We start from the raw sequence: 26,773 nt of genomic DNA, 5'->3' as shown, positions 1-26,773 counted from the left end.
AACAGAACACTGGATGACTTCGCGGTGGATTCCTCGGACATATCGGCAGAAGCCGTAGCGCGGGAGGTTTTGGAACGGACCGGATTCTGGGTGCAAACCAGGGCGAGCCACCTTCCGCCGCCGCCTGGGTGATATCCCACCAAGCCGACTGCTTCGCCCCGCTCCCTGCCCAAACTCCGGAGCCTTGCCCTGACGTCAGGACATGCCTTAACGAAATTCTTCGGTCTGCAGCGCAGCCGGGCTTACTTGACCCTCACAGGACGCCTGCTAGTATCGAGAAAAGAAGGCATGTCCTATCAAAAGAACAAAGGGTGACATACTCCTACGTCGTGACAAGTGACGGCGGGGTTGGATCTGTAACGCGGGGAGCATTCAGTGGCGAATCAACTTGGTCTCAACATCGATCGATCCTCCCCCGTGCCCTTGTACCATCAGGTAGTCCAGGGCATCGAGGCGGCAATCCACAGCGGTGTACTGGAACCGGGTAGCCGCCTGGACAACGAGATCGACCTCGCAGCCCAGCTCAATTTGTCCCGGCCCACCATGCGCAAGGCCATGGATGAGCTGGTCCGTTCCGGCCTCCTGGTACGCAAACGGGGCGTAGGAACCCAAGTTGTCTCAAGCCAGGTCCGACGTCCGCTCGAGCTTTCCAGCCTGTTCGACGACCTGACGAACAACGGCAAAAAGCCCACCACGGAGGTCTTGAGCTTCTCCCACATGGAGGCCGATGCCCCCACGCTGGCTACGCTCCAGCTTCCTGCCGGCTCCAAGGTCTACCACTTCACGCGATTGCGCAAAGTCGGTGGCAAGCCACTGGCGCTGATGGAAAACTGGGTCCGCGACGACATCGCCACCATGGACGAATCCATGCTGGCCTCCGAGGGACTCTATGCAATCCTGCGCCGGGGTGGCGTCAACTTCCGCCTGGCGAATCAACGGATCGGCGCGATGATCGCCAACGATTACCAAGCACCCCTGCTGGAAACAGACGTCAATTCTGCGTTGGTGACAATGGAACGAACGGCCGTGGACGACACCGGCCGGAGGGTCGAAACCGGTCATCACGTCTATCGAGCGGACTCCTACAGTTTTGAAATGACACTCGTACAGCGCTAACACGAAGGACTCCCCCACCATGACCAACTGGGTCTACCCCCTGGGCACCGCAGCCGACGGCGACTGGGACATCTCTCTCGGAACATCGGACTCCTCCACCGCCGTGGACGGCTGGGCCCACACCGGTCTTAAGGTCGCGACGCTGGCGGCGGGCGCCGCCGTCGAACTTCCTGCCGGAGGTGAGGAACGCATCGTGGTTCCGCTCACCGGCGCGTTCGTAGTCACCGTGAGTGGTGTCGAATACCCGCTTGCGGGACGGCAATCAGTTTTCCACGGGCCCAGCGACGTTCTGTACTCCGGCACCGACACCTCCCTCACCATCAGCTCTGCCGACGGCGGCCGCGTCGCCGTCGCAACGGCACCTGCGCAGGCTTCGTATCCGATCCGTTTGATCAAGGCTGTAGAAACGCCAGTGGAACTGCGGGGCGCCGGCAACTGCTCCCGCCAAGTCCACAATTTCGGTACACCCGCAGCCCTGGAGGCCGACCGGTTCATTGTCTGCGAAGTCATCACCCCCGCCGGCAACTGGTCCTCCTATCCCCCGCACAAGCACGACGAGGAGAAGGACGGGGAAACCCACCTCGAAGAGATCTACTACTTCGAGACCCAGGTCGCCGCGGGCTCCGGGGCACCTGAGGACGCCGATGCTATTGGTTACCAACGCGTGTACGCCTCAGACGACCGGCCCATCGATGTGTCCGCGGAAGTCCGCACGGGCGACGTCGTACTGGTCCCCTACGGCTGGCACGGCCCCGCTATGGCGGCACCCGGCTATGACCTGTACTACCTCAATGTGATGGCCGGTCCCGGCCCGGTCCGCGAATGGCTTATCAGTGATGATCCCCACCATGGTTGGGTGCGGCAGAGCTGGGACGGGCAGGATATCGACCCTCGGCTTCCGTTCGGGGCCTGACGCCGCACCGGCTCCTCAGACGTTGCAAGCGCGAAAATGCCCCCTTGCCGAACCCAGTGGGTTCGGCAAGGGGGCATTAGCGTGTCATTCGAACTAGCCGAGGTCCACCTTGACTGGTACACCAGTTGCCAGGGACTCCTGGGCCGCATCGGCCACCCGGGACGCCGCAACGGCGTCCTCAGGGGTGCACGGGTTTTCCCGCTCCCCCAAAATCAGCTCCACGAATGCTGCCATCTCGGTGCGATACGCCTGGTCGAAGCGCTCGGCGAAGGTCTGGTGCGGCGGGCCGGCCGGGAAGGTTACGGAGGCTTCTGGCGACCGCAATGCGGACTTCTCATCCAGGCCCACCATGATCGTGCGCCTGGAGCCTTGAATCTCAAGCCGCACATCATGGCCGGCCCCGTTGTAACGGCTGGCTGAAACCGTCCCCACCGTGCCGTCGTCGAACGTGACGACGGCCAGTGCCGTGTCAACATCGCCGACGAACCCGATGGCCGGGTCACCATTGTTGGAGCCCTTGGCGTAGACCTCCACGATCTCCCGGCCCGTCAGCCAGCGGAGGATGTCGAAATCGTGGACTGAGCAATCCCGGAACAGTCCACCGGACGTAGCCAGGAATTCCACCGGCGGCGGCATCATATCGCACGTGACCGCCCGCAGGGAATGAATCCAGCCCAACTCACCGGCCTGATACTCACGCTTGGCCTCAAGGTAGCCGGCATCGAAGCGGCGTTGATGGCCGATTTGCACTACACCGTTGTTGTGCTTGATGTAGTCCAGCGTCGGCAGTGCATCAGTGACGTTCAGGGCCACAGGCTTTTCGCAGAACACCGGGATCCCGGCATCCACCCCCGCCCTGATCAAGTCCGGGTGCGTAGCCGTTCCGGTGGCTATCACCAAACCGTCCAGGCCTGACTCAATCAGGTCCTCCACAGATGGCAGGAACCCGGCATTAAGGCCTGCAGCAATGTTCTGCGCATGGTCCGTTGCCACATCTGTCAGCCGTAGCTGGATATTGACTCCCCTGGAGTGAAGAGTCCCGTTGAGCGCGCTGATGTTGTTGGCGTGCATGACGCCGATGCGCCCCACGCCAATGAGGCCGAGAATGATGTCCCTCATAGTGTTCCTTTGTGGTTGAAGTTCTAGGTGGTCGGGAGGGATTGCAAGGTCAAAGCACCGGGAACAGGCACCGGGCCACCCTGCTTGACCGATTCGATGCAGGCCAGGGCACAGGCAAGCGCACGGCGGGCGTCCGCGGCCCCAGGTGTGACTGTGAACGCTGAGGCCACCGGGGACACTCCGTCGCGATGTGCTCTCACCACGGCAGAGAAGTCGATGAGTTCATCCGTGTAGGCCTGGCGGAACAACTCCACGTTGAGCCGCGGGGTTTCCGCCGCGAGACCCTCGGCGGCGTAGCGGCGGCTTGCGGTCTCCGTGGCGCGACCCGCTTGAACCATACCCATGGAGCCGAAGACCTCGCCCCGGACGTCGTAACCATAGAGAGCGCTGAAGTTGGCTTCCGCCACGCCAATGGCTCCGTTGCTGTATCTGACCGTGACCACTGCCGTGTCCAGGAATCCTTGGTCGCGCAGCCCGGGTTCAATCAACGCATCGGCTACTGCATAGACTTCCACGGGTTCGGCCCCTTCGTTGAACCAGTTCAGGGTGTCGAAGTCGTGGATAAGGGTTTCCAGGAAGATGGTCCGGGCCGGTACTTTGGCCGCGAGCGGGATGCTGCCATTGCCAGGATCGCGGGTCAGGGAGCGAAGAAGCTGGGGACGGCCGACTGTTCCTGCGGATACGTCCTGTTTCGCCGCAAGGAAATCCTCCGCATATCTGCGGTTGAATCCAATCTGGAAATGGACACCGCTGGCCTGCACGGCAGCGAGGGCTGCATCGAGTTGGTCCAGGTCCTGGGCCGCAGGTTTCTCGCAGAACACATGCTTACCGGCCGCCGCAGCTTGAGTGATGAGGGAAGCGTGGAAACGGGCGGGGCTGGCAATGACCACGGCGTCGATCCCAGGATCGGCCATGATGTCCTCGGCGTTTGCCGTGATCTTTTCTACGCCAAGTGAGGCCGCCAGGGCCTCAGCAGAATCGAGGTTGGGGTCGGCGATGGCGCCAAGGACGGCGCCAGGGATACGGCGGGCAATGCTCTCGGCATGAAACGCACCCATCCAACCGGAGCCAACGAGACCGATCCGTACGGGCTCAGGGACTGAGGTGGAATGTGGAGTGAGGTAAGCCATGGGCTGTCCTTTCGGTGGTGGCAGGGTATTGAGGGAATCAGGCATACGCGGGCCAGTCAGTGGTGTCAGCCGCGCCAGGGAACACCACGCCCAGCTGCCTCCGGATCTCATCAGCTACCTTCAGCGTGCGGATGGAAGCAGCCAGCGTCCTTTGGTCGACGCATGTATCGCCGGCAGCAATAGCTCGCGCCACGGCCGCTGCCTCGTAATGAAGGCCTTCAAAATGACCGCCGACAGGCTCGCTGTGGCGCAGGCGCGTGCCGTCCGGGAACCGAACATCGAATCCTCCGGGCATATTGAAGGGTCCATCGATGGTCAACGTCGCCTTGGTACCCACAATCGTGGCTGCGGTAGGCGTGAAGTTGTGCAGGTGGGTGTTGACGACGGCCTGAGCGCCGCCGTCGAACTGCATCACAGCGGACAATTGGGCATTCACCCCTAAGGGGTGGGGCTGGCCTATGGCGTGCAGTCGCCGTGGCCCGCCCAGAACCTCGGTCACGAGGGCGAGCGGGTAAGTGCCGAGGTCCAGCAGCGGCCCGCCCGCCAACTCCGGATTGAAGATGCGGTGTGACTCGTCGAAGTACTCACCGTACTCGGCAAGGACAGTAGTAATAGTGCCGAGCGTTCCGGCCTTGAGGACCTGTCGGATCACATCGAATTTGGGCAGGAAGAAGGTCCACATGGCCTCGGCTGCGAACACGCCAGCGGCTTCAGCCCTGGCGGCAACGTCCTGTGCCTGGCCCGCATTGAGCCCAATCGGCTTTTCGATCAGGACATGCTTGCGGGCGTTGATGGCCAGTACAGCAGCTGCGTGATGACCAGTGTGCGGCGTACAAACGTACACGATGTCAATGTCCGGATCACTGGCTAGGTCCTCATAACTGCCATAAGCCGCGGGAACGTTGAACGTCTCCGCGAAGGCCTTGGACCGGCTCAGCGAACGGGACGCGACGGCGGCAATCACCTGCCCGGTATGCGCTTGGACCGATTCGGTAAAGCGCTCGGCAATCCAGCCAGGGCCCATGATGCCCCAGCGCAGTACAGGGGCATCCAGGGATTCAGGGACACGGGATTCCGGGAGCAACGTGATGGTCATGAATAGCTGACTTTCGTGGAGGCACCGCTGCTGTGCAGTGACTGGATCATGGCATGAGCAACCAAGGCTGCGTTGAGACCGTCCTGGGCACCGGCCAGCGGAGGCATTTCTCCATTGGCGAGTGCCGAAATCCATGCCTGCAACTGCAAGCGGTAGGCATCTGCGAACCGGGGGCGCCAGTCGGCAGGGATGGGTTCGCGCCGGGTTCCTTCCTGTTCGAAGCCCACGAGGACCGAATCCTGGAGTGCTGCAGCCCCCAGTTCGGAGACCACCTCGCACCGCGTGCTGTAGCCGTACCGGGCATTCAAGTACAGCTCCAAGGTGGTGAGCGTCCCATCCGCCGTCCGCAAGGTCATGAACGAGGGGTCCTGGAGCGCCGTACCAGCATGGCGCGTGCTTCTTCCGGCCTGCCAGGAAACCTCAGTAATGGCAGAGTCCAGAAGCCATGGAATGATATCCAACTCATGAATTGCCGAATTGGTGATGGCGGATTCAGAGGTGGTGCCGGGTGCAGCAGACGCATTTCGACTGATGCAATGGACCATCAGCGGCTCCCCCTGCGCCCTGGTTCGTACAGCATGTCGCAGCGCGACATAGCCAGGGTCGAAGCGACGCATGAAGCCTAGGGACAGCAGGGAAACCCCCGTTGCAGCCACGATGTCGGCGTCGGCAGCCACCACATCCAGGCTTTCCATCAGCGTGGGCGCCAACGGCTTCTCGCACAGCACCGGGGTCATGGCTTCAAAGCATTCCAAAACGAGGCCCGCGTGTGTGGAATCGTGCGAGGCAACGACCACGGCGTCCACATCGCTGGAGTTGATCAGTTCGGAGGGGTCGGTGGTGATACGTGCGGATGGCGGCGCTGCCGCGGCGGCGCGGTCGGCGTCGAGATCTGCCACAAAGGTGACTTCGGCGCCGCCGATGGTGGTAGCGAGGTTCCTGATGTGGTCTGCGCCCATGATTCCGGCGCCGATGACGCCTACCCGGATCGGCATGGAGTTCCCTTCTGATAAGTGATGTGTGGCCTGTCTCGATGGCGCGCACAGCGCGGGGTGCTCCGGAAGGAACTCCGGAGCACCCCGCCACCTGCTGGGTTACGTGTGTTTCGGACCCCCAGCGTTCACTGTGTCGTCAACATCGGCGACTTCAGCTTTGACCGCCTTGACCACCTCGCCGTGGCCACCGAGCTGCTCCAACTCGTGAGCGAGTTCGGCAAGCTCAGCACCACCAGCCATCTGTGCGGTGAGTTCGTCCAGCGTGATGTCCTTCTTGTCGTAGTAGCCGATCGACTTGCCACGCTTGAGCAGCAGGAAGCGATCACCCACGGGGAAGGCATGGTGCGGGTTATGGGTAATGAAGATGACACCGAGTCCACGGTCGCGGGCCTGGAGGATGTAGCGCAGAACAACGCCCGATTGCTTCACGCCCAGCGCAGCCGTGGGTTCGTCCAGGATCAGGACTTTCGCGCCGAAGTACACAGCGCGGGCAATGGCCACGCACTGGCGTTCACCACCGGAAAGCTGCCCGATTGGCTGCTCTACATCGCGCAGATCAATACCCATCTCGGCCAATTCCTTGAGGGTAATGGCCTTCATCGCCTCTACATCCATGCTCCTGAAAGGCCCAAAGCCCTTGGTGAGCTCTGATCCCAGGAAGAAGTTCCGCCAGATCGGCATCAGCGGAACCACCGCAAGGTCCTGGTAGACGGTCGCGATGCCGGCATCCAACGCATCGCGTGGTGAACCGAACTTGCGTTCCTCACCCATGATGTTCAGTACACCGTCATCGTGCTGGTGGAGACCGGCAATGATCTTGATCAGCGTCGATTTGCCGGCACCGTTATCACCCAGCACACAGGTGACCCTGCCGTTGTCCACTGCCATGGTGACGTCACTGAGGGCGATGATGTTTCCATAGTGCTTGCCCACTCCCTCGAGGGACAGAAGATGCACAGGTGTGTGGGTCAGGGGGTCGCGTTCGTTCTTAAGCAGTGTTTCCTGGTCGATTGCTTTGGCATTCATTTCCTTGGCCCCTTACTTGAGTTCCGCGCGGCGCTTGACGATGAGGTTGACGATGGTGGCGAGCAACAGCATCAGGCCCAGGAAGAACTTGAACCAGTCCGGGTTCCACTGCGCGTACACAATGCCCTTGTTGGCCATGCCGAAGATAAACGCACCGATCGCACCGCCCACTGCGGATCCGTAGCCACCTGTCAGGAGGCAACCGCCAATCACCGCGGCAATGATGTACAGGAACTCGTTGCCCACGCCTTCGCCGGACTGCACGGTGTCGAAGGCGAAAAGGTTGTGCATACCCAGGATCCAGCCGCAGAAGCCAACGCCCATGAAGAGCCCGATCTTGGTGGCCTTGACTGGCACACCTACGGCGCGGGCGGCATTCGCGTCGCCGCCCACTGCGAAGATCCAGTTCCCTACCCGGGTCCGCATGAGCACCCAGGTGGCGACCGCTACGAGGGCGATCCAGATGAACACGGTGATCTTGACGTCGATGCCCCCAATGTTCACCGAGGATGCAAAGACTCCCCGGGCCGTGTCGAAACCTTCCATGTTGGAGATGGACGGCGAGGAGACAGATCCGCCGATCAGCCGGGTGAGGCCCAGGTTAAGACCGGTCAGCATGAGGAACGTGGCCAGGGTGACGATGAAACTGGGGAGCTTGGTCTTCATCAGGATCCAACCGTTGATGAAACCGATGGCCAGTGAAACCAGCAAAGCCAGGATCACGCCCACCCAGACGTTTGTACTGAAGTACCAGCTGAACATCGAGGCCGTGAGGGCCGAGGAGATGACTGCGACGCCCGTGGAGAGGTCAAACTCGCCACCGATCATCAGCAGGGACACCCCTACTGCCATGATCCCGATCGTCGAGCTGCCGTACAACACGGTGGCCAAGGCATTGGGCTGGGTGAAGGTCGGCGACACCAAGGCAAAGAAGATGAAGAGGACGATTGCCCCTACAAGGGCTCCCACCTCCGGGCGGCCAAGGAGCTTCTGCAGTGCGCTTCGCCGCGCAACCCGTTCATCTCCGGCAGGTGGGGTGAGCTTGGTTTGAATAGTGGTCATGATGATTCTCCTTGCCGCCGGGCTGGCATCTGCCAGCCCGGCCAGCGGCTGTTTAGCGGATACCCTGTTCGGCAAACTTCAGAACTTCGGCCGCATTGGATTGGTCAACAATGGCCGGACCGGTGAGGACTGACTGTCCACCGCCAACTTTGAATCCGCCCCGTTTGTTTTGCCACAAGGCATCCACGGCACCATAGCCCTGAAGCCACGGCTGCTGGTCAACAGTGAAAAGAACGCTGCCATCGGCAACCTTCTGGGCAAGTTCCTTGTTGAGGTCAAAGCTGGCTACCTTGGCTGAACTCCCGGCAGTGGCCACTGACTTGAGAAGTGTCAGGGTGATGGGTGCACCGAGACCGATAATGACGTCAGCGTCCTTCGATGCCTGCAGTTTTGCTGTGGCTGTGGACTCCACCGACGTCATGTCTGCCCCGTTGACATAAAGGATTTCAGTGCCTGGCACCTTTGCCTTCACGCCGGCACACCGGGCTTCAAGGCCAACATGCCCTTGGGCTTGGATCACGCACACGGGGTGTTTGTAACCACCCTCTGCGAGCCTCGCTCCTACTGCCTCACCGGCAAGCTTCTCGTTTGAACCAAAGTGCGTAAAAGCACCAAGCTGTGCGGAGGCGGCCTCGCCGGCATTGAAGCTGACGATCGGAATACCCGCGTCAGCCGCCTTCTTGAGCGCGTCTTTCAGAGCATCCGGCGTAGCCAACGTCACGGCAATGCCGTCGACTTTTTGGTCCACTGCCTGCTCGATCAGCTGCGCTTGCCGACCAGCTTCCGGGTCGGAGGTGTACAACAATTCGACGTTGTCCTTCGCCGCGGCCTCCTCTGCTCCCTTGCGCACCGTGTCCCAGAAGGTGTCACCAGCGGGAGCGTGGGCGATCAGGGCGATCTTCATCCGCTCCGTCGTGGCCACTTGGCCTCCCCCGCCGCCGGCGGCGGCTTCCGGAGCCCGTCCACCTGTGCTCGAACATGCGCTGAGGGCAACGATCGGCACTACCGCCGCAACCAGCGCTGCCTTACGCCAAGAAAAACCAGCCACCATAATCTCCTTTGATCCCAGGTCCGGGCCGCCACATTGCAGCCTCCGGAGCACCGTCTACGTTGATCATGGTGACTTGGCTCACGAATGTCAAGAGTTTGTCCTGACATTAGTATGTTTGTACGTGCTTGTAAGTTTCCCTCACCTTGCCGCCGGCACGGCAGTGGTGCTACGAACCACCAAGGCAGGATCAATCAGCTTTCTCTGCGAATCCACGACATTGCCTTGGATTTGATCCAGCAGGGCCTTTGCCACTCCTACGCCCACCAGGTCACTTCGGTTATCCACGGAGGTCAGGTCCAGATAACGGGACTTCGCCAAAGATGAATTGTCATAGCCGATCAAGGAGACGTCCTCAGGCACTGCCAAACCACGCGCCTTCAGGGCACCCAGAGCGCCGAACGCCATGGTGTCATTGGCCGCGAAAATCGCCGTGACTTCAGGATGATGATCCAAAAGCCAGCATGTGGAAGCGTAGCCATCCTCTTCCGAAGTGCCCCCCTCCTCCCCCACAATCAGCACTCCGACGCCAACTTGCTGAAGCCGCCCCTCGAAGCCTGCCCTGCGATGGGCCGCAGCCCCGCCCGATCCCGAAAGGTGGCCGACACTGCGGTGCCCAAGGCGCAAAAGATGATCGGCAGCCATGGCGCCGCCGCCGTCGTCGTCGTTGGTTATGAGGCTTGCCTCTGCCGGAACATCATGACGCCACCCGGCCACCACGGTGGGAACTCCCGTGCCGCTCAGGACGGTTGCACCGGGTTCGGCAGCGATGACCAGCCCATCAACATGCATGGCCAGCAGACCGTCCGCAGCTTCCTTGATACGGTTTTCGCCAGGGCGCGAGTCAGCGAGCATGACCTGGAATCCAGGCTCCGTCAATACCGACTCCATCCCCCGCAGCAGGTCAACGAACCAAAGGTTCCGATAGTCGTCAATGACGAGCCCGATACTCTTGGTCCGGCTGCTGGCGAGGGTAGTGGCCGCCCGGCTGGGGCGGTATCCCAGCTCTGCAATTGCACTCCGGACCGCCTCGCGGCGCTTGTCGCTGACCCGGTCAGGATTCTGCAGCACCAACGAAACAAGCGACGGCGAGACGCCGGCCAACTTTGCGACATCGTAGATTGTGGGGCGTCGCGCTTGTGGGTTGCGCGGATTCATGAGGCTGAACCCCCACCGGCCCGAAGGTCGCACCCCGAATGATTGACAGGACATATAGACATAGCTACGCTCAAAGTCAGCATACAAAATTGTAGCGCTACAAAATGCCGTTGAGTGTCCCCCGCCACGGCTGAATTTCAAAGGAGAAATCATGGCTGACAGCCTTGGTGTCGCGGTTATCGGCGCAGGTATGGCCGGTAAAGCCCACGCGGCGGCCTACCGGACAGCGTCGACCCTCTACAGCCCGGTGCTTCCGCAGGTCCGCTTGGTTTCCATTGGCGACGTGAACGCTGAGTTCGGTTCCCTGGCCGCCCGCCGCTTTGGATATGAGCGACATGACACGTCTTGGCAGGCGATCGCGGAAGCCGACGACATTGACGTGGTCAGCGTAGTCATTGCCAACTCCCTTCACCGCGAAGTGGTGGAGGGCCTCCTTGCCGCCGGCAAGCATGTCCTGTGCGAGAAGCCCTTGAGTGACTCGCTGGAAGACGCTCAGGCCATGGCCGAAGCTGCGCGCCTGGCCGAGTCCTCGGGAACGTTGGCCCGCATCGGCTTCACCTTCCGCCGCACCCCCGGCATCGCCTACATCCGCGAGCTGATTCACAATGGCGCTCTCGGGAACGTGCTTCACTTCAGCGGCCGATACTGGACCGATTACGGCTTCAGCCCTGAAGCCCCGATGAGCTGGCGCTACAAAGGCGGCCCCGGCTCCGGTGCGCTGGCCGACGTCGGAAGTCACTTGACGTACGTGTCCGAGTTCCTGTGCGGCGACATCAAATCCATCAGCGGTGGTCGCCTGACAACCGCGATCGATAAGCGGCCGCTGCCGCTGGCTGCGGTCATGGGCCACGACCACGTGGCCGTCAGCGACACTTTTGAAGCGGTGGAGAACGACGATTACGCGGCCTTCAATGCAGAATTCGCCAACGGTGCGGGTAGCTTCGAAGTCTCCCGGGTGGCCGCAGGTCACGCCAACAGCCTCCAGTTCGAAGTCTTCTGCGAGAACGGCGCCGCGAAGTTCGACCAACGCCGCCCGTCCGAGATCCAGCTGTTCCTCAACGACGGCTCCGGAAACGACAACGGCTACCGTCAGGTGATCCTCGGGCCGGGTCATCCGTACATCTCAGGTGGCCTTGCCATGGACGCTCCCGAGGTTGGTTTCGGCCAGAATGACGCGTTCGGCTACCAGGCCCGCGCATTCCTGGAAGAAGTTGCCGGCCTCGGCGAGAGCTCGTCGCTGCCTCGCTGCGCAACCTTCGACGAAGGCGTCCGCAACATGGAAATCCTCGGCGCCGTCGCCGAGTCCGCCCTGAACAACGGAAAGAAGATCACGCTATGAAGCTCGGCGTTTACAACGCGATCCTCCACGACCGTCCGCTGCCGGAGGCGTTGAAAGTCATTGCAGACCTCGGGCTCACGGGTATCGAAATCAACACAGGAGGATTCCTGCCGGCGGTGCACGTCCCCACCTTCGACCAGATTCTGGAAAGTGACGCGGCTCGCGATGATTACCTGGCGATCTTCGAAGGCACGGGCGTTTCCATTGCCGGCCTGAACTGCAACGGCAATCCGCTTCACCCCAAGCGCGAAATCGGTGAGAAGCATGCCGAAGACATCCGCCGCTCCATCCGCCTGGCCCACCGCCTCGGCCAGAACCGCGTGGTGACCATGTCCGGATTGCCCGGCGGCGAACCCGGAGCCACCACCGTCAACTGGGTGGTCAACGCGTGGAACTCGGCTGCACTGGACGTGCTCGACTACCAATGGGGAGTAGCTGCGGATTTCTGGAAGGAAACCGACCGTCTCGCCGCTGACCACGACGTCAAAGTGGCTCTGGAGCTGCACCCGCAAAACATCGTCTTCAACACCGCGGACGTCTACAAACTCATCGAACTCACCGGCGCCACACACGTTGGCGTCGAACTGGACGCTTCCCACTTGTTCTGGCAGCAAATGGATCCGGTGGCCGTGGTCCGTGAACTCGGCCCGCTGGTGTTCCAGGCGGCCGCCAAGGATGTCCGCGTCAACAAGGAAAACGCCGCACTGTACGGCGTGCTGGACAACAGCTTCCGCCGCCTGTCAGCCGATGAGAACCGTACCAACCTGGGCGGGGACGAGTGGGCCAACGAATGGCCGACGAACTCTGCTTGGGACTTCGTGGCCCTGGGCCGCGGCCACGACACCGCATTCTGGACCGAGTTCCTGCGTGCACTTCACGACGTCGATCCAGGCATGCTGGTCAACATCGAACACGAGGATGTTTCCTTGGGCAGAATCGAAGGCTTGCAGGTGGCAGCCCAGGTGCTATTGGACGCTGATGCGGCGCTGGCCGCCTCCCTGAACCCCACTGCCTGACGTTTCACAACCCGGATCCATGATGAATACTGACCGGATCCAGATGGGGACGGCGCCGAGGCGTCGTCCCCATCTCTGCACCTACATAACTACAGGGAGGGAAAGAATGCGTATTGGAATTGTCGGATATGGGGCCGGCGGGAGATATTTCCACGCACCGTTCATTGAGGCAGCCGAGGACGTGGAGTTGGTTGGCATAGTGGCCAGGTCGGAGTCAACGCGGGCAGCGGTGGAATCGGACTTCCCGGGCATGCCCACCTATTCAAGCCTCGGCGAGCTTCTCGCTGCAGGTGTGGACGTTGTGACCATCACCACCCCGCCCCACACGCGGCATGATCTGGTGATGGAGGCCATCAATTCCGGCGTGCATGTTGTGGCGGACAAGCCCTTTGGACCCACTGCAGTTGCTGCGGGCCAACTCGCGGAGGCCGCCAACAACGCAGGCGTCATTCTGAACGTCTTTCACAACCGCCGCCGTGACGCCGACATACTGACCCTTGCCAAGGTGTTGGCCTCAGGAGAGATGGGCGTGCTGTGGCGGGTGCACTCGATCATGGACCAGGACGATGCCAACAGTTTGGAAGTCGGTGCCACCGGCGGGCTCTTGCGTGACCTTGGCACCCACTTGGTTGACCAGATGCTGTGGCTCCTGGGGCCCGCGACACATGTGCACGCGACTTTGGATTGGACCGAGCGATTCGGGGAACGGACCGACTGCGGCTTCTTCATCACCATGACACATGCATCGGGCGTTGTCTCCACTGTTTCTGCCAGCAAGCTCAACCACTCCACTACCAGGGAGTTGCGTGCCTACGGCAGCGAAGGCAGTTACATTGCCGCAGCTTCGGACGTTCAGGCCAATGCCTTGATGGCAGGGCGAAGGCCTGTTGCAGACTCGGAGAGTTGGGGCATTGACGCACCGGAATACTGGGGCACCCTGTCCCGAAAGGACCACCGCGAAACCGTACCGTCCGCGCAAGGTAACTACACAGGTTTCTACACAGAGTTCGCGCGGGCTGTCCGTGGCGAAGGCCCCGAACCGGTGCCTGCATCAGAAGGGATCCGTACCCTCGAAGTCTTGGACGCAGCCCGCCGCAGCGCGCTTGAGAACATGGTTGTCGCGCTCTGACGAGTCCTGGGTACAGGCGCAAAAAACGCCCGATGCCTGCCGGCGTCGGGCGTTTTTTGCGTGGTTCTTGGCTGCCACCGGCAGCCACCTGTCAGGCGGAGGCCCCAGCGCCCTGCTTGAAGAGGTGCTCAAGCTCTTCAAGCGACTTACCCTTGGTCTCCGGGACGGCGCGCTTGACCCAAACGATGGCGCACAACTGCAGGGCCACGAAGATGAAGAATGTCGAAGAAACTCCCATCAGCGATACCAGCTGAGGGAAGAAGAATCCGATCAGGAAATTGATCATCCACAACACAAAAACACAGATACCCATGCCGATACCACGGACGTGCATCGGGAAAATCTCGGACATAGTCAGCCACGTCACTGTCCCGATACATCCCTGCATGGAAGCAAGGAATGTCACCATGAACAGCAACACCAGATAACCACGCAAAATACCCTCCGGAAGGGCCAGCGAAATGAGGGCGATAGCGGTCAGGGATGTTGCCGTGCCGATCAACCCCACAATGAGCATGGGCTTCCGGCGCACGCGCGTCATCAGGTACATGCCGACAATGACGGCCGCCACAGATGTGATGCCGTTGAGGACATTGGCAACCAGGGCACCTTGGTCCCCAAAGCCTGAAGACGACAAGATTGTGGTTCCGTAATACATGATGGCGTTGACGCCGCTGATTTGGTTGATGATCGCCATACCAAGTCCCACCACAAAGATTCGACGAATCCATGGCACCGTGAGGTCCTTGAACGTTCCGAGCTTGGACTGATAGTCCTCTCTGGCCGCCTGACGTACCTCGTCGAACTCGGTGCCGACGTCCCCCGCGCTGCGAGTCGAGCGCAGCACTTCCAGGACCTCGCCGAAACGTCCGGCCGACGCCAGCCAGCGCGGACTCTCCGGCAGCACCAGCATGCCAAACCACAGAATCACGGCGGGAAGCGTGGCAATGACCAGCATCCAGCGCCACACGTGCATTTCTTCCGGGAAGAGGTTGCCCAGCACCGCATTGAACGTGAAGGCCAGGAACTGTCCTGTGACGATCATGAGTTCGTTCTGCGTGACGATCCTGCCGCGCTGAGCCGCCGGCGACATTTCGGCCAGGTACACGGGAACGATCACCGAAGCACCGCCGACGGCGAGACCCAGGACAGTGCGCGCAAGGACCAGAAGCTCAGTGCTCGGAGCCAAGGAACAGCCCACGGTCGCAAGGGCGAAGATCAGGGCCAGGCCCATGATCGTCTTGCGCCGCCCAAAGCGGTCGGACAGCCGTCCGGCGCTGATCGCGCCAAAGGCGGCGCCGAAGAGCAATGTCGATGTGACCAGGCCTTCGGTCAAAGGAGTCAGGCCCAGGTCCTTCTGCATGAATGGCAAAGCACCATTGATCACGCCGGTGTCGTAACCGAACAGCAGCCCGCCAAAAGTGGAGAACAGCGCTACCTTTCGAAGGAACTTCCTGGGGTTGGCCGGCTTACCGGTCTTCCCTGATGTGGCGGGACGGCCAGAAAGCCGGCCGGTCCGGGACTCGATTGAAGGAGACTTCGTCATGGGTTCCTTGGCTCGCTGCCGGTCCTCACTTTGTCCGGGCGACGTAGTCGACCATCGTCTTGAGCTGGTAGCGGGAAACATCTTCGGCGTTCTCATCCTCGGCAAACACGGAGGAGACCATCACCGTGTTCTCCTTGTCCAGGAAACCGATCTCCTTCAGCCCGCCAAAGAACTCGTCCCAGTTCACGTCGCCATCGCCGATCTTCAGGTGCTGGTGGACGCGAACGGCGTTTCCGGGAGGGTTGGTGATGTACCGCAGACCGTGGGAGGCATGGTGGTTCATGGTGTCCGAGACGTGCACCAAGCGAATCTTGTCCCCTGCGGCACGCATGATCTCCAGTGGCTTGTTGCCCATGTGGAAACTATGGGAGGCAACGTAAACCATCCCAATGTTCGGCGAGTTGACGCCACGAATGACCCGCAGGGCGGCAAGTCCATCCTCAACGAAATCATCCGGGTGCGGATCGATCAGAACATCCATGCCTTCGCGCTCAATGATCGGCAGCAACTCTTCCATGGAACGGTAGAACGCCCGCTCGGACTCCTCTGCCTTTTCCGGACGGCCACTGAATTCCGTGTTCATGGTCTGGACGCCCAAGTCGACGGCGATCTGAATAGCGCGCTTCCAGTAACGGACGGCGGCTTCGCGGGCATCCTCGTCCGGACCGGACCACCGCAGGACCGGCAGGACAGAGGCGATTTCAATGCCGGCGTCTTTACAGGCTCCCTTAAGCCTGGCCACGAGATCGTCGTCGGCCTTGGGGTGGTTGAAGAACGGGATGAGGTCCGCGTGCGGGGTCATCTGGAGGTACTTATAGCCGAGGTCTGCTGTTAGGCGCGGGAATTCCAGCAGGCTGTGGCTGTGGTGGAACGGTGTGGGATCAAGTGCGATCTTCATGGTCAATCCCCCTACTTGTAGAGATCCGGCTTGGTGTTCAACTGGACCTTGACCTTCTCGCCTGACTTCTGGGCTTCGACGCCGGCCTCGCAGCAGGCAGCGGTGGCATAACCATCCCAGGCAGTGGGACCGCCGATTTCGCCGCGAAGGGCGGCGTCCACCCAAGCCTGAACCTCGACGTCGTACGCCGCCCCGAAACGCTCTTCAAAACCGGGGGTGACGTTGCCGCCCCACTTGCCGGAGGTCTGGACGTAGGGTCCGTTGTCGCCGCCGATGCTCACGATGCCGTCCTCGAACGACGCCTGCGTGGCCACTTGGTAGCCGAACTTGGCGTTGACGTAGATTTCGACGTCGGCCAACACTCCGGATTCGGTTTCGAGCAGCACATGCTGGGGATCGTGCTGGCCGTTCGGGGCATTGCGGGTTGCCTTGCCGAGCCGGACCTGGACGGAAGTGATTTCCTCGCCCGTGAAGTAGCGGATCGCGTCGAACTCGTGGACCACGGAGTCGTTAATCAGCATCTCGTTGGTGAAGCCCTCAGGTGTGGTCGGGTTGCGGTGCTGGTGGTGCAGCATCAACAGCTCCCCCAATTCGCTGTTGCGGATGATCGCACCCAGAGCCGAGTACTCGGCATCGAAGCGGCGCATGAAGCCCACCTGGATGCGTTTGTGGCCCAAGGCCTGCTCAGCCTGGACAACCTTCCACGCGCTTTCGGCGTCCGGTGTCAACGGCTTCTCGCACAGGATCGGGAAGTCCTTCTCCAGTGCTTTGTACAGGATTTCTTCGTGGAGGAACCCGGGCGTTGCGATCAGGACGGCGTTCACGTCGCCGTTGTTGAGTGCCTCGTCGGCACTGGCCAGCGCCACGGCGCCGTCGATACCTTCTATGGCGGCTTGGGCACGGACAAGGTCGACGTCGACGACGGCGGCTACTTCAGCGCCGTGGATGCGGGTGCTGAGGCGCTTGATGTGGTCTGCACCCATGCGGCCTGCGCCGATGACGGCAACGCGGAGAGTCTTGGTCACTGTATCTATCCTTCGTGAAGTTTGTTGCGGGAACGACGTTGCTGGGCAGCGTTATTGGACCCTGGTTCGGGATCCGCAGGACAGCAGGTAGCTGCGGGTTCGTTTGGCGATGGGCATCGGCGCATCGAAGGCTACGGGGTACATGTCTTGCTCCACGATGCCAAAGATGGGCCGGTTGAGCGCTTCCACCGCTTCTATGACGGCCCGCAAATCCGGGAGGCCGTTCGGCGGTTCCGTCATGACTCCGGCCAGGTTGGCTGCGGCCCAGGTCATATTCTTCTCATTGACCTCGGCAAGGACCTCGGGATTGATCTGCTTGAGGTGCAGGTACCCGATGCGGTCCGGGAAATTCTTGATGAGCTCCAGGCTGGAAGCGCCGCAGTATTCAGCATGCCCTGTGTCCAGGCAGAGATTCAGGTGCTTCGGATCCGTGGCCGCCAGCAGTGTCTCAATGTCCTTCTGCGCACCCACGTGTGAGTCTGCGTGCGAGTGGAACTGCTGGTGCAGGCCAAAGTCCTCAAGGAGGACCTTTCCCATGCGGTTGTGCCCTGCGAAAAGATCTGCCCACTGCTCATCAGTGAGTTCACCGTTTTCTACAGCTTCACCGGTCACGTCATCGCGCCACATCGCGGGAATGACCACGATGTGTTCGCCGCCCATGGCCGCGGTCAGTTCGGCAACCTTGCGCGCAGGCTCCCAGGCCTCGTCGTACTGCCTGGCGCCACGATGGAAGGCCGTAAAGACTGTTCCTGCAGTGACCTTGAGGTCCCGCTGCTTCAGTTCCTCCGCCAACCGCGTCGGGTCGTTCGGCAAGTAACCGTATGGGCCCAGTTCAATCCACTTGTAGCCGGACTCCGCAACCTCATCCAGGAAGCGTTCCCACGGAGTCTGCCGGGGGTCATCGGCAAACCAGACACCCCACGAGTCGGGGGCAGTGCCGATAATCAGCTTGTTCTCGACATCAGTCATGACAGCGTTGTCTTCCTTTGCGCGGGATTCAGTTGGAGGGGAAGTTGTAGGAGGCGCCGGAGGCGTGGGTGGGTTCGGGCCAGCGGGAGGTGATGACTTTGCCGCGGGTGTAGAAGGAGACGCCTTCGGGGCCGTAGATGTGTTTGTCGCCGAAGAGGGAGTTCTTCCAGCCACCGAAGGAGTGGTAGGCCACGGGGACGGGCAGCGGCACATTGATGCCGACCATGCCTACGGTCACGGAGCGCTGGAACTTGCGGGCGTTCGCACCCGAGGAGGTGAAGATCGCCGTCCCGTTGCCGTACGGGTTTGAGTTGATCAGTCGGATGCCTTCGTCCAAGTCCGCGACACGGACCACCACCAGGACCGGGCCGAAGATTTCCTCGGTGTACGCGGTCATTTCGGCCGTGACGTGGTCGATCACGGTAGGCCCAACCCAGAAACCATCTTCGTGGCCGGGGACCACCAGGTCGCGGCCGTCCACCACCATCGCGGCGCCGGCGGTTTCGGCTTCGGTGACGATCTTGACGATGCGTTCCTTGGAGGCCGGGGTGATGACCGGGCCCATCTCGGCGTCGGGTTCGGTGCCGTTGGCGACCTTGATGGCCAGGGCGCGTTCCTGGACCTTCTTCACGATCAAATCGGCGGCGTCACCTACGGCAACAGCGACGGAGATGGCCATGCAGCGCTCCCCCGCGGAACCGAAAGCGGCAGCGGCGAGGTGGTCGGCGGCGTTGTCCAGGTCCGCGTCGGGCATCACGATGGCGTGGTTCTTCGCCCCGCCCAGCGCTTGGACGCGCTTGCCATGCTTGGTGGCGGTCTCATGGACATACTGGGCGATCGGGGTGGACCCGACAAAGCTGATGCCGTCCACGTCCGGGTGGGTCAGCAGCCCATCGACGGTTTCCTTGCCGCCATGCAGGACCTGGAACACGCCGTCCGGCAAGCCGGCCTGCTTCCAGAGCTTGGCCAGCAGCATCGGGGCGGACGGGTCACGCTCGGAGGGCTTGAGGATGAACGCGTTGCCCGTGGCGATGGCCATCGGGGCCATCCACAACGGCACCATGACCGGGAAGTTGAACGGGGTAATACCAGCCACCACACCCAGCGGTTCGCGGAAGGAGAAGACATCGATGCCCGTGGAGACCTGGTCCGAGTAATCGCCCTTGAGCAGCTGCGGAATGCCACAAGCGAACTCGATGACTTCCAGGCCACGGCCGATCTCACCCTTCGCATCCGAGAGGACCTTGCCGTGCTCGGCAGTGATCAGCTCGGCGAGTTCGTCCACGTGCGCTGCGACGAGTTCACGGAACTTGAACAACACGGCGGTGCGCTTGGCCAGGGAAATATCGCCCCAGGAATCAGCTGCTGCGCGGGCCGCCGCGACGGTTGCGTTCAGGTCTGCCTCGTTGGCCAGACGCAGTTCAGCGGAGATCTGGCCGGTCGCCGGGTTGTAGACGGGCTGGGTGCGGTCGCCCACACCGGTGGTTTCAGCACCGTTGATGAAATGATGAATAGTGGTCAGTGTGGTCGTCGTCGACATGTGCGGACTTCCTTGTAGTCTTTGGGGTTTCAGCCGAGCAGCTTGCGCTGGCGGTTCTTGTGGTCTGTGTAGGTCTTGTAGGCCTGCTGGGTGGATTCGAGGTCCGAGACCTGCGAGACGGGAACGTCCCACCAGGACTCGGAGCTCGGGGCGTCCAACAGAGGATCGGACTCGACGTGGATCACGATCGGGCCGGTTTCCGGGGCCGCCTTGGCTTCCTTGATCGCGGCGCCGAGGGCTTCGATGACGTGCTCCCCCGGTTCGATCCGGATAACCCTTGCGCCGAGGGATTCTGCGTTGGTGGCGAGGTCGATCGGAAGGTTCTCACCGGCGTCGAAGCTGTGCTGTTCCTTGTCCAGGACCCGGTACTGCGTCCCGAAGCGCTGCGAACCGAGGGATTCGGAGAGGGAACCAATGGAGGCGTAGCCGTGGTTCTGGATCAGGACCACAATCAGCTTGATGCGTTCGGCGACGGCGGTGACCAGTTCGGTGTGCATCATCAGGTAGGAGCCGTCCCCCACCATGACCACCACATCCCTGTCGACGCCGCCTGCGGCGGCTTCGGCGAGGGCTGCACGTTTGACGCCCAAACCGCCCGGGATTTCGTAGCCCATGCAGGAGTACGCGTACTCAACGTGGTAGCCGAACGGGTCACGGACGCGCCACATCTTGTGCAAGTCACCGGGGAGGGAACCGGCGGCGCAGATGACGACGTCCTGGTCATCCATGGCCTTGTTGGTGGCGCCGATGATCTCGTTCTGAGCCGGTAAAGGTGTGTAGCGGGTCTCGAAGGCTTCGTCCACGATCGCGTTCCAGCGCTTCTTCTCCGCCGCGACCTTCTCTTCGAGGTCGGCACCAACCCGGTAACCGCCCAAGGCCTGGTTGAGCTTCAGCAAGGCCTTGCGGGCGTCAGCGACAATCGGCAGCGTGGTGCCGTGTTTGTAGGCATCGATCGGGGCGACGTTGATGTTCACGAAGCGCACGTCGGGGTTCTGGAACGCGGTGCGGGACGCCGTGGTGAAGTCCTCGTAGCGCGTCCCGATTCCGATGATGAGGTCAGCTTCTGCTGCGATGGCGTTGGCCGCCGTCGTGCCCGTTGAACCGATGGCACCCAAGGAGTGCTTGTGGTCCCACGGAAGTACACCGACGCCTGCTTGGGTGTTCCCCACCGGAATGCCGGTCAGCTCAGCGAACTTCGTGAGTTCCTCGTTGGCGTAGGCGTAGAGGACGCCGCCACCGGCGATGATCAGCGGGCGCTTCGCGACGCGGATGGCCTCCACTGCGCGGCGGACGTCGTCATCGTCGGCCTCGGGACGGCGGATCCGCCATTCACGCTCAGACAGGAACTCCTCCGGGACATCAAAAGCCTCGGCCTGGACGTCCTGCGGCAGCGAAATCGTGACAGCGCCCGTCTCGGCCGGGTCCGTCAGAACACGCAGGCCATGGTGGAACGCGGAGAACAGCTGCTCCGGCCGCGACACCCGGTCAAAGAATTTGGACAAAGGACGGAAAGCATCGTTGACCGTGATGTCATACGCGTACGGCAACTCCAACTGCTGCAGCACGGGGTCAGCGGCGCGGGTCGCAAACGTGTCGCTTGGCAGCAGCAGCACCGGCAGGCGGTTGGTGGTGGCCAACGCTGCACCGGTCAGCAGGTTCGAAGAACCCGGGCCGATGGAGGTGCTGATGGCGAATGTCTGGCGGCGGCGCGTGTGCCGGGCGTAACCCACGGCTTGGTGCACCTGGGCCTGCTCATTTCGCCCTTGGTAGTACGGCATGATGGACGGGTCCGTGGCCTGGTATTGCTTCAGGGCCTGACCCACACCTGCAACATTGCCGTGCCCGAAGATACCGAACGTGCCCGGAATCAGCCGCGCACGGTACTCCACGCCATTGATGGAATCGACGGTGTACTGCTTGGAAAGGAACTCGACCACGGCCTGCGCCACGGTCATCCGGCGGGTTGCTGTACCCATTGCTAGCTACTCCGATACTTTCACTGGAATGCGGTCTGACACCGTGCGCTCTTCGACGGCGGCGGCCGATGCGGGCGCAGTGTTGTTCAGCAACGAGGCGGCCGTCGCGACGGCACCTGCCACGTCGCCGTCGTGCGGGTACAACAGCGTTCGCCCGACAGTCAGCCCGCGAACGCCGGGCAACGCGAGGGCTGCCTGCCAGCTGGCGAAAATTTCGTCCTGGGTCCCGGTGGGGTCACCACCCAACAACACGGTAGGCAGCGTGGTGGAGGCCATGACGCGATCCATTTGATCCACCACCGGCAGTTTCATCCAGGTGTAGGCGCTGGTGGAGCCAAGGCCTTCGGCGATGCCGACGGACTTGATGACGGCGTCGGCGCGGAGGTCGTTGCGGACCTTGCCATGTGAGTCACGAATAGAAAGGAAGGGTTCCACCATGGCAATGAGCTTGCGCTCTGCCAGGGAATCGATGGCCTTGGCCGTGGCTTCGAGTGTTGCGACAGTGTCCGGATCGTCGAGGCAAATCCGGGTGAGCATCTTTCCACCATCGGCACCCAGCGCCTGCAAGGCAGCTGCCGTGTGTCCGGTGAAGCGGTCGTCGAACTCGTTGACCAGGCCGGCCAGGCCGCCACGGTTCATGGAACCGAAGACCAGCTTGCCTTCGAGGGCACCGAGCAGCAACAGGTCGTCCATGATGTCCGGGGAGGCCAGGATGCCGTCAACTGCCGGGTTGGCCAAGGCAATCTGCAGTCGGTCCAGCAGGTCACGGCGGTCTGCCATGGCCATCGGTTCCGAACCGACTGACAAAGCGCCGCGGGCTGGGTGGTCGGCGGCGACGATGAAGTTCTGGGTGCCGTGCTTCAAGCCAGGATGGCGACGACGGGTGGCCGCTGCGCGGGCTACCGCCTCGGGGTCCTCCAGCCGGATACGGCTCAGGTGCTCATAACGGCGGGGGTCATCGTTGAGGCTCAACGCACTGCTCCTTCTGCAAGGGTGTCAGCCAATACGGACGCACCGGGGATGGGCCGGCCGCGTTCGGCAAGCAACGAGGTGACCTCGTCCGGCGTCGGCATCGCATCGGCGCACGAGAGACGTGAGGCGACAATCGCACCCGAGGCGTTGGCGTAATCCAGGACCTCGGACAGCGGCCAGCCGGACAGCAGGCCGTGACAGAAAGCGCCACCAAAGGAATCGCCGGCCCCAAGGCCGTTGACGGTCTCCACCGGGACGGGCGCCGAGACAACGCGCTCGGTACGGGTTTTGGCCATCACACCCTCCGCTCCGAGCTTGACGACGGCGATTTCGACGCCGGCGTCCAGCAGGCGGTCAGCCTGCTCGTCGGGCGTTCCCTCACCTACGGCAACAGAGCATTCCTTGTCGTTGCCGATCGCGACAGTCACGTGCGGGAGGATCTTCGCAACCTCAGCGCGGGCTTCCTCTTCGGAAGCCCAGAACATCGGCCGGTAGTCCAGGTCCAGGATGGTGAATTGGCCATCCTTGAGGCTTGTGCGTGGCCGCGCCTCGTGAGCGGCAATGTGCGCGCTGCGGCTGGGCTCCTGGCAAAGTCCGGTGACGGTGGACCAGAAAATTCCGGTGTTCCGAATCGCGTCAAGGTCCAACTCTTCAGCCTTGATCTGCAGGTCCGGAGCGGTGGGGAAACGGCCATAGAAGTACAGGGGGAACTCGTCAGTCTCAGGCTTGATGGCGCAGAAGGTGACCGCCGTGGGGTATTCCTTGACTGGAGCGACGAATGAATCATCAACGTTGAACTTATGCAGTTCCCTGTGGAGATAGTTGCCAAACGCGTCGTCGCCAGTGCGGGTGATGATGCCCGTGCGGCGGCCGTGGCGCGCGGCCGCGACGGCCACGTTGGAGGGCGAGCCTCCGAGGTATTTACCGAAGGACGTCACGTCCTCCAGGTCCACTCCGATGTCGTTCGGGTAGATATCAACGCTGATGCGCCCGATCGTGAGCAGTTCGTGGGTCACGGTGATCGTTGACCTTTCTGTTGTGAACTCTTGCGGGACGTTGAGAGCTCCGGTGCTGGCCGGCCCCCAAGTGAGCGGGACCACAACCACTACTTTGCACCACAATTCATGTCCTGTCAAAGGTTTGTACTGACATATTTACAACGAGACGTAGTCTGTGGTGGGACCCGCAAAGCGTGCAGGATTCCGCGCACTAACGCGGGCGCCTACTTGCGCGGAACTGCCAGCTCGCCGGTGACATATTGGGCACGACCAAAGCCGAAAGACCAGTCACTGGCACTGTTTTCCATATACCCAAGAAAGACATCCTCCCCAGCAACACCCACCTCCGCGAGTTGCGCCGCAATGGCGGCGAAGAGCGACTGCTTGTCCTCCCGACTCCGACCCTCCTGGGTGAAAATTTGAATCATCACCACGCCGGGACTGCGTTCAAATCCCAGCCCGGCGTCCTGGGCGAAAATCTGGCCCGGAGCGTGCTCTGTGACTATATGGAAGTAGTCACGCTCGGGAATGCCATACTCCGCAAGGATCGCGTCGTGGATACGGCGACTGATCTTGCCAACTTCCTCCACAGTCCGGCCGGAATTTACGTCGATTCGAACCAATGGCATACGCACCCCTCAAATAGTTTGTCCTTACATACTAACAAAGAGGGATTGAGTGGGCAACGAGCGCCGCCGGATCAGCCGCTCCAGCCGAGGGCCAACGTGACGGCTCCGCTTTTGGGTCGCTCGCTCATGGCCTGGTCGATTTCCTTGAGATAGTCCAGCGAATCGGCGCAACGACGGCAATCGGCCACGTGGTGATCAACGCGCTCACGCGCAGCTTTGCGCACGGCGTTCCTCACGAACTTTCCCAGATGCCGGGAGAAGTCGACGCAAGGATCGTTGGGGGCCTGGGCTATGTGCTCTTGAAGATATGCCTGCCGCAGGCCCTCCCTTGCCCTGATCAACAGGGAAGACACCCCGTTGGGACTCAGTTCCATGACCCGGCCTGTGGCCGCCGGCTTAAGGCCCTCCACCTCGACACACCACAAGACGGCCCGCCAGCGCACGGGCAAAGAACGGAACGCGCGCATCATAATCGTCGACTCAAGGACCCTGATGCTTGAGTTGTCGTCCAAAACCAGGACATCCATCGCGCTGCCATAGCCCAGGGTTGCAGTCCGCCGACTGCGGATGTTCCGGCGATGGGCCATCCGCCGCACCGTTGTAGTCAAATACGCCTGGAAGGACTCCCTGGGCCCCTTACCTGCAGACAGTGCCTCCAGGACTGCGGCGAACGCCTCCGCAACCACGTCCTCGGCGTCGCTCGAATTGTCAGTTTCGGCACGTGCCACATAGCCCGCCACGGCTACATAGCGCCCGTACAGCACGCCGAAGGCTGCGGAGTCCCCCTGTCGCACCAAATCAACCAAGAGGACGTCATCCGGGTCACTATTTGGAGGTTCTGCAGCCGCGCGGCCCTTCCGGGAACCAGACTCGGCTCGGATCCCAACCCCCGCTGCAGTGGGGCGAACTGCTGGGGTTGCGGCATGTAGCATCATGGCTGCCTTTCCAAATTGGGTGAAGGGACCCAAAAGTAGGCAGTAAGTGATTGAATACACTCACAATGCAGGCTATTTGCGATAAGAAGGGGATCAATGCAGGATTTCGATCTTGACGAACGCGACCTCCGCCTCTTGCACGCCCTCCAAATACGCCCCCGGGCACCATGGGCCGCGCTGGCACCAATTGTCGGCGCCGATGCCGTCACCCTTGCCCGGCGATGGAACGTACTCCATGAGGCTGGCTTGGCGTGGGTTACGGCCTACAAAGGACTCGGGGCGAAGTATTCAGGAGCAGTTGTGGAGATCGACTGCGCACCCGCCAGCATTATTCGGGCAACCGAAGAACTGGCCGGTGAGAAGGAAGTCATGACGATCGACCAAACTGCCGGCGGCCGGGACCTGGTAGTCACCTTGATGTGCCGTACAGAAGCTGACCTAAGCCGGTTCCTCCTCGACCGGCTCTGCACTGTGGAAGGTATTCGGAGTACCCGGACACACAGGACCATCAGGTTGTTAGCTGACGCCCAGCAGTGGCGCTTGCGTTCGCTTCAAGACGCCGAGGCACGCCTCCTTGAACGGAACCTGCCCCGCCCTGTTCCGGCAGGTCGGGAAATGCCGCCCGAAATTGAAGAACAACTCGCGGTTATCCTCAAGGCCGACGGTCGGGCATCGGTGGCTGACATCGCCGCAAGATTGGACATCAGCCCTGCCAAGGCAAAGAACGCGGTGGCCACACTTGTTGCCCACCAACGACTTGTCTTGAGACTGGAGATTGCCCGGCCCTACACACCGTGGCCAGTGAGCGTCTGGTATTTCATGCGGGTCCCCGCGACAAAGGTGGAGGCAGTGGCCGGAAGACTAACGGGGCTCGAAGAGGTCCGACTCGTCACTACAACGGGCGGCATGTACTCCATCCTTATGGCCGTATGGCTGCGCCGCATCGAGGACATGACCGTACTGGAGCGGCAATTGGGTGAGAGGCTGCCTTTTGCCGAGATCATGGACCGCTCCATCGTATTGCGAACCCCCAAGCACGTTGGCCACCGGCTGGATCCCACCGGCAAGCGCACCCCCTGATCAAGCGGCGCCCTGATCAAGCGGCGCCCTGATCAAGCGGCGCCCTGATTAAACCAAT

At 61.7% G+C, this 26,773-nt stretch carries 24 protein-coding genes; 6 read left to right on the top strand and 18 right to left on the bottom strand.

All coding sequences use genetic code 11. From position 1 onward, the window contains the following. Window positions 1-375: 375 nt before the first annotated feature. Both GVL04_RS03175 and iolB read left to right on the top strand, forming a co-directional pair. A complete protein-coding gene (locus GVL04_RS03175; RefSeq protein WP_159699462.1) occupies window positions 376-1,116 on the top strand; it encodes a GntR family transcriptional regulator in 741 nt (246 codons plus the stop codon). Window positions 1,117-1,135: 19 nt separating this feature from the next. After that, complete coding sequence (iolB, locus tag GVL04_RS03170; protein ID WP_159699459.1) at window positions 1,136-2,029, top strand: 5-deoxy-glucuronate isomerase; 894 nt, start codon at window positions 1,136-1,138, stop codon at window positions 2,027-2,029. Window positions 2,030-2,122: 93 nt separating this feature from the next. Here the strand turns inward: iolB and GVL04_RS03165 are convergent, their stop codons facing one another. The 8 genes from GVL04_RS03165 to GVL04_RS03130 form a co-directional block, all read right to left on the bottom strand. Then, complete coding sequence (locus tag GVL04_RS03165) at window positions 2,123-3,148, bottom strand: Gfo/Idh/MocA family oxidoreductase (RefSeq protein WP_159699456.1); 1,026 nt, start codon at window positions 3,146-3,148, stop codon at window positions 2,123-2,125. A 23-nt stretch (window positions 3,149-3,171) separates the two neighbouring features. Further along, window positions 3,172-4,278: a Gfo/Idh/MocA family oxidoreductase gene (locus GVL04_RS03160; RefSeq protein ID WP_159699453.1), complete on the bottom strand. Its 1,107-nt coding sequence runs from the start codon at window positions 4,276-4,278 to the stop codon at window positions 3,172-3,174. Window positions 4,279-4,315: 37 nt separating this feature from the next. Further along, window positions 4,316-5,374, bottom strand: a complete 1,059-nt coding sequence (locus GVL04_RS03155) for a Gfo/Idh/MocA family protein (RefSeq protein WP_159699450.1) — start codon at window positions 5,372-5,374, stop codon at window positions 4,316-4,318. Continuing rightward, window positions 5,371-6,369 carry a Gfo/Idh/MocA family oxidoreductase gene (locus GVL04_RS03150; RefSeq protein ID WP_159699447.1) on the bottom strand — a complete coding sequence of 333 codons (999 nt, stop codon included), beginning with the start codon at window positions 6,367-6,369 and terminating at the stop codon, window positions 5,371-5,373. Before GVL04_RS03150 ends, GVL04_RS03155 begins: the two co-directional genes overlap by 4 nt. Before the next feature lie 99 nt (window positions 6,370-6,468). Beyond that, a complete protein-coding gene (locus tag GVL04_RS03145) occupies window positions 6,469-7,395 on the bottom strand; it encodes an ATP-binding cassette domain-containing protein (protein WP_159699444.1) in 927 nt (308 codons plus the stop codon). 12 nt (window positions 7,396-7,407) lie between these two features. Further along, window positions 7,408-8,457, bottom strand: a complete 1,050-nt coding sequence (locus GVL04_RS03140) for an ABC transporter permease (protein ID WP_159699441.1) — start codon at window positions 8,455-8,457, stop codon at window positions 7,408-7,410. A gap of 52 nt (window positions 8,458-8,509) precedes the next feature. Further along, window positions 8,510-9,505 (bottom strand): substrate-binding domain-containing protein, encoded by a 996-nt coding sequence (locus tag GVL04_RS03135; RefSeq protein WP_159699946.1) that lies wholly within the window; start codon window positions 9,503-9,505, stop codon window positions 8,510-8,512. Between the two features lie 141 nt (window positions 9,506-9,646). Continuing rightward, a complete protein-coding gene (locus tag GVL04_RS03130; protein WP_159699438.1) occupies window positions 9,647-10,663 on the bottom strand; it encodes a LacI family DNA-binding transcriptional regulator in 1,017 nt (338 codons plus the stop codon). Between the two features lie 151 nt (window positions 10,664-10,814). On the opposite strand from GVL04_RS03130, the gene GVL04_RS03125 reads away from it, so the two are divergent. From GVL04_RS03125 to GVL04_RS03115, 3 genes are all read left to right on the top strand, one after another. Then, a complete protein-coding gene (locus GVL04_RS03125) occupies window positions 10,815-12,002 on the top strand; it encodes a Gfo/Idh/MocA family protein (protein WP_159699435.1) in 1,188 nt (395 codons plus the stop codon). After that, the gene (locus GVL04_RS03120) at window positions 11,999-13,018 is read left to right on the top strand and encodes a sugar phosphate isomerase/epimerase (RefSeq protein ID WP_159699432.1); all 1,020 of its coding nucleotides are present in this window, start codon (window positions 11,999-12,001) and stop codon (window positions 13,016-13,018) included. Before GVL04_RS03125 ends, GVL04_RS03120 begins: the two co-directional genes overlap by 4 nt. 106 nt (window positions 13,019-13,124) lie before the next feature. Next, the gene (locus GVL04_RS03115; RefSeq protein WP_159699429.1) at window positions 13,125-14,147 is read left to right on the top strand and encodes a Gfo/Idh/MocA family oxidoreductase; all 1,023 of its coding nucleotides are present in this window, start codon (window positions 13,125-13,127) and stop codon (window positions 14,145-14,147) included. Between the two features lie 91 nt (window positions 14,148-14,238). Here GVL04_RS03115 and GVL04_RS03110 read toward each other — a convergent pair whose 3' ends face one another. The 10 genes from GVL04_RS03110 to GVL04_RS03065 all read right to left on the bottom strand — a co-directional run bounded on the left by GVL04_RS03110 (window position 14,239) and on the right by GVL04_RS03065 (window position 25,494). Next, entirely contained in the window at window positions 14,239-15,693 is a 1,455-nt protein-coding gene (locus GVL04_RS03110) for a sugar porter family MFS transporter (RefSeq protein WP_159699426.1), read from the bottom strand. A 25-nt stretch (window positions 15,694-15,718) separates the two neighbouring features. Continuing rightward, window positions 15,719-16,591, bottom strand: a complete 873-nt coding sequence (locus GVL04_RS03105) for a sugar phosphate isomerase/epimerase (protein ID WP_159699423.1) — start codon at window positions 16,589-16,591, stop codon at window positions 15,719-15,721. 11 nt (window positions 16,592-16,602) lie between these two features. After that, the gene (locus GVL04_RS03100) at window positions 16,603-17,616 is read right to left on the bottom strand and encodes a Gfo/Idh/MocA family protein (protein ID WP_159699420.1); all 1,014 of its coding nucleotides are present in this window, start codon (window positions 17,614-17,616) and stop codon (window positions 16,603-16,605) included. Between the two features lie 51 nt (window positions 17,617-17,667). Continuing rightward, window positions 17,668-18,585 carry a sugar phosphate isomerase/epimerase gene (locus GVL04_RS03095; protein ID WP_159699417.1) on the bottom strand — a complete coding sequence of 306 codons (918 nt, stop codon included), beginning with the start codon at window positions 18,583-18,585 and terminating at the stop codon, window positions 17,668-17,670. Window positions 18,586-18,613: 28 nt separating this feature from the next. Further along, window positions 18,614-20,125: a CoA-acylating methylmalonate-semialdehyde dehydrogenase gene (locus GVL04_RS03090; RefSeq protein WP_159699414.1), complete on the bottom strand. Its 1,512-nt coding sequence runs from the start codon at window positions 20,123-20,125 to the stop codon at window positions 18,614-18,616. A 29-nt stretch (window positions 20,126-20,154) separates the two neighbouring features. Further along, entirely contained in the window at window positions 20,155-22,101 is a 1,947-nt protein-coding gene (iolD, locus tag GVL04_RS03085; protein ID WP_200846732.1) for a 3D-(3,5/4)-trihydroxycyclohexane-1,2-dione acylhydrolase (decyclizing), read from the bottom strand. Window positions 22,102-22,107: 6 nt separating this feature from the next. Next, entirely contained in the window at window positions 22,108-23,073 is a 966-nt protein-coding gene (locus GVL04_RS03080; RefSeq protein WP_159699411.1) for a deoxyribose-phosphate aldolase, read from the bottom strand. Beyond that, window positions 23,070-24,089: a 5-dehydro-2-deoxygluconokinase gene (gene iolC / locus GVL04_RS03075; protein ID WP_159699408.1), complete on the bottom strand. Its 1,020-nt coding sequence runs from the start codon at window positions 24,087-24,089 to the stop codon at window positions 23,070-23,072. The genes GVL04_RS03080 and iolC overlap by 4 nt, the downstream gene beginning before the upstream one ends. A gap of 206 nt (window positions 24,090-24,295) precedes the next feature. Then, window positions 24,296-24,700, bottom strand: a complete 405-nt coding sequence (locus GVL04_RS03070) for a tautomerase family protein (protein WP_159699405.1) — start codon at window positions 24,698-24,700, stop codon at window positions 24,296-24,298. Window positions 24,701-24,771: 71 nt separating this feature from the next. Further along, window positions 24,772-25,494: an RNA polymerase sigma factor gene (locus tag GVL04_RS03065; protein WP_159699402.1), complete on the bottom strand. Its 723-nt coding sequence runs from the start codon at window positions 25,492-25,494 to the stop codon at window positions 24,772-24,774. 237 nt (window positions 25,495-25,731) lie between these two features. Here GVL04_RS03065 and GVL04_RS03060 point away from each other — a divergent pair, with 237 nt between their 5' ends. Then, window positions 25,732-26,715: an Lrp/AsnC family transcriptional regulator gene (locus GVL04_RS03060; protein WP_159699399.1), complete on the top strand. Its 984-nt coding sequence runs from the start codon at window positions 25,732-25,734 to the stop codon at window positions 26,713-26,715. The last annotated feature ends 58 nt before the right edge of the window (window positions 26,716-26,773 follow it).

This window comes from Arthrobacter sp. 18067, assembly GCF_902706295.1.
Lineage (GTDB): Bacteria > Actinomycetota > Actinomycetes > Actinomycetales > Micrococcaceae > Arthrobacter.
The sequence above is the reverse complement of the archived record's forward strand: the minus strand, read 5'-3'. Positions and strand labels throughout refer to the sequence as shown.

Coding starts and splice junctions, on each gene's coding strand:
- iolB (WP_159699459.1), top strand. CDS start 1,136: ATGACCAACTGGGTCTACCCCCTGGGCACCGCAGCCGACGGCGACTGG.
- GVL04_RS03165 (WP_159699456.1), bottom strand. CDS start 3,148: ATGAGGGACATCATTCTCGGCCTCATTGGCGTGGGGCGCATCGGCGTC.
- GVL04_RS03160 (WP_159699453.1), bottom strand. CDS start 4,278: ATGGCTTACCTCACTCCACATTCCACCTCAGTCCCTGAGCCCGTACGG.
- GVL04_RS03155 (WP_159699450.1), bottom strand. CDS start 5,374: ATGACCATCACGTTGCTCCCGGAATCCCGTGTCCCTGAATCCCTGGAT.
- GVL04_RS03150 (WP_159699447.1), bottom strand. CDS start 6,369: ATGCCGATCCGGGTAGGCGTCATCGGCGCCGGAATCATGGGCGCAGAC.
- GVL04_RS03145 (WP_159699444.1), bottom strand. CDS start 7,395: ATGAATGCCAAAGCAATCGACCAGGAAACACTGCTTAAGAACGAACGC.
- GVL04_RS03140 (WP_159699441.1), bottom strand. CDS start 8,457: ATGACCACTATTCAAACCAAGCTCACCCCACCTGCCGGAGATGAACGG.
- GVL04_RS03130 (WP_159699438.1), bottom strand. CDS start 10,663: ATGAATCCGCGCAACCCACAAGCGCGACGCCCCACAATCTACGATGTC.
- GVL04_RS03125 (WP_159699435.1), top strand. CDS start 10,815: ATGGCTGACAGCCTTGGTGTCGCGGTTATCGGCGCAGGTATGGCCGGT.
- GVL04_RS03120 (WP_159699432.1), top strand. CDS start 11,999: ATGAAGCTCGGCGTTTACAACGCGATCCTCCACGACCGTCCGCTGCCG.
- GVL04_RS03115 (WP_159699429.1), top strand. CDS start 13,125: ATGCGTATTGGAATTGTCGGATATGGGGCCGGCGGGAGATATTTCCAC.
- GVL04_RS03110 (WP_159699426.1), bottom strand. CDS start 15,693: ATGACGAAGTCTCCTTCAATCGAGTCCCGGACCGGCCGGCTTTCTGGC.
- GVL04_RS03105 (WP_159699423.1), bottom strand. CDS start 16,591: ATGAAGATCGCACTTGATCCCACACCGTTCCACCACAGCCACAGCCTG.
- GVL04_RS03095 (WP_159699417.1), bottom strand. CDS start 18,585: ATGACTGATGTCGAGAACAAGCTGATTATCGGCACTGCCCCCGACTCG.
- GVL04_RS03090 (WP_159699414.1), bottom strand. CDS start 20,125: ATGTCGACGACGACCACACTGACCACTATTCATCATTTCATCAACGGT.
- iolD (WP_200846732.1), bottom strand. CDS start 22,101: ATGGGTACAGCAACCCGCCGGATGACCGTGGCGCAGGCCGTGGTCGAG.
- GVL04_RS03070 (WP_159699405.1), bottom strand. CDS start 24,700: ATGCCATTGGTTCGAATCGACGTAAATTCCGGCCGGACTGTGGAGGAA.
- GVL04_RS03060 (WP_159699399.1), top strand. CDS start 25,732: ATGCAGGATTTCGATCTTGACGAACGCGACCTCCGCCTCTTGCACGCC.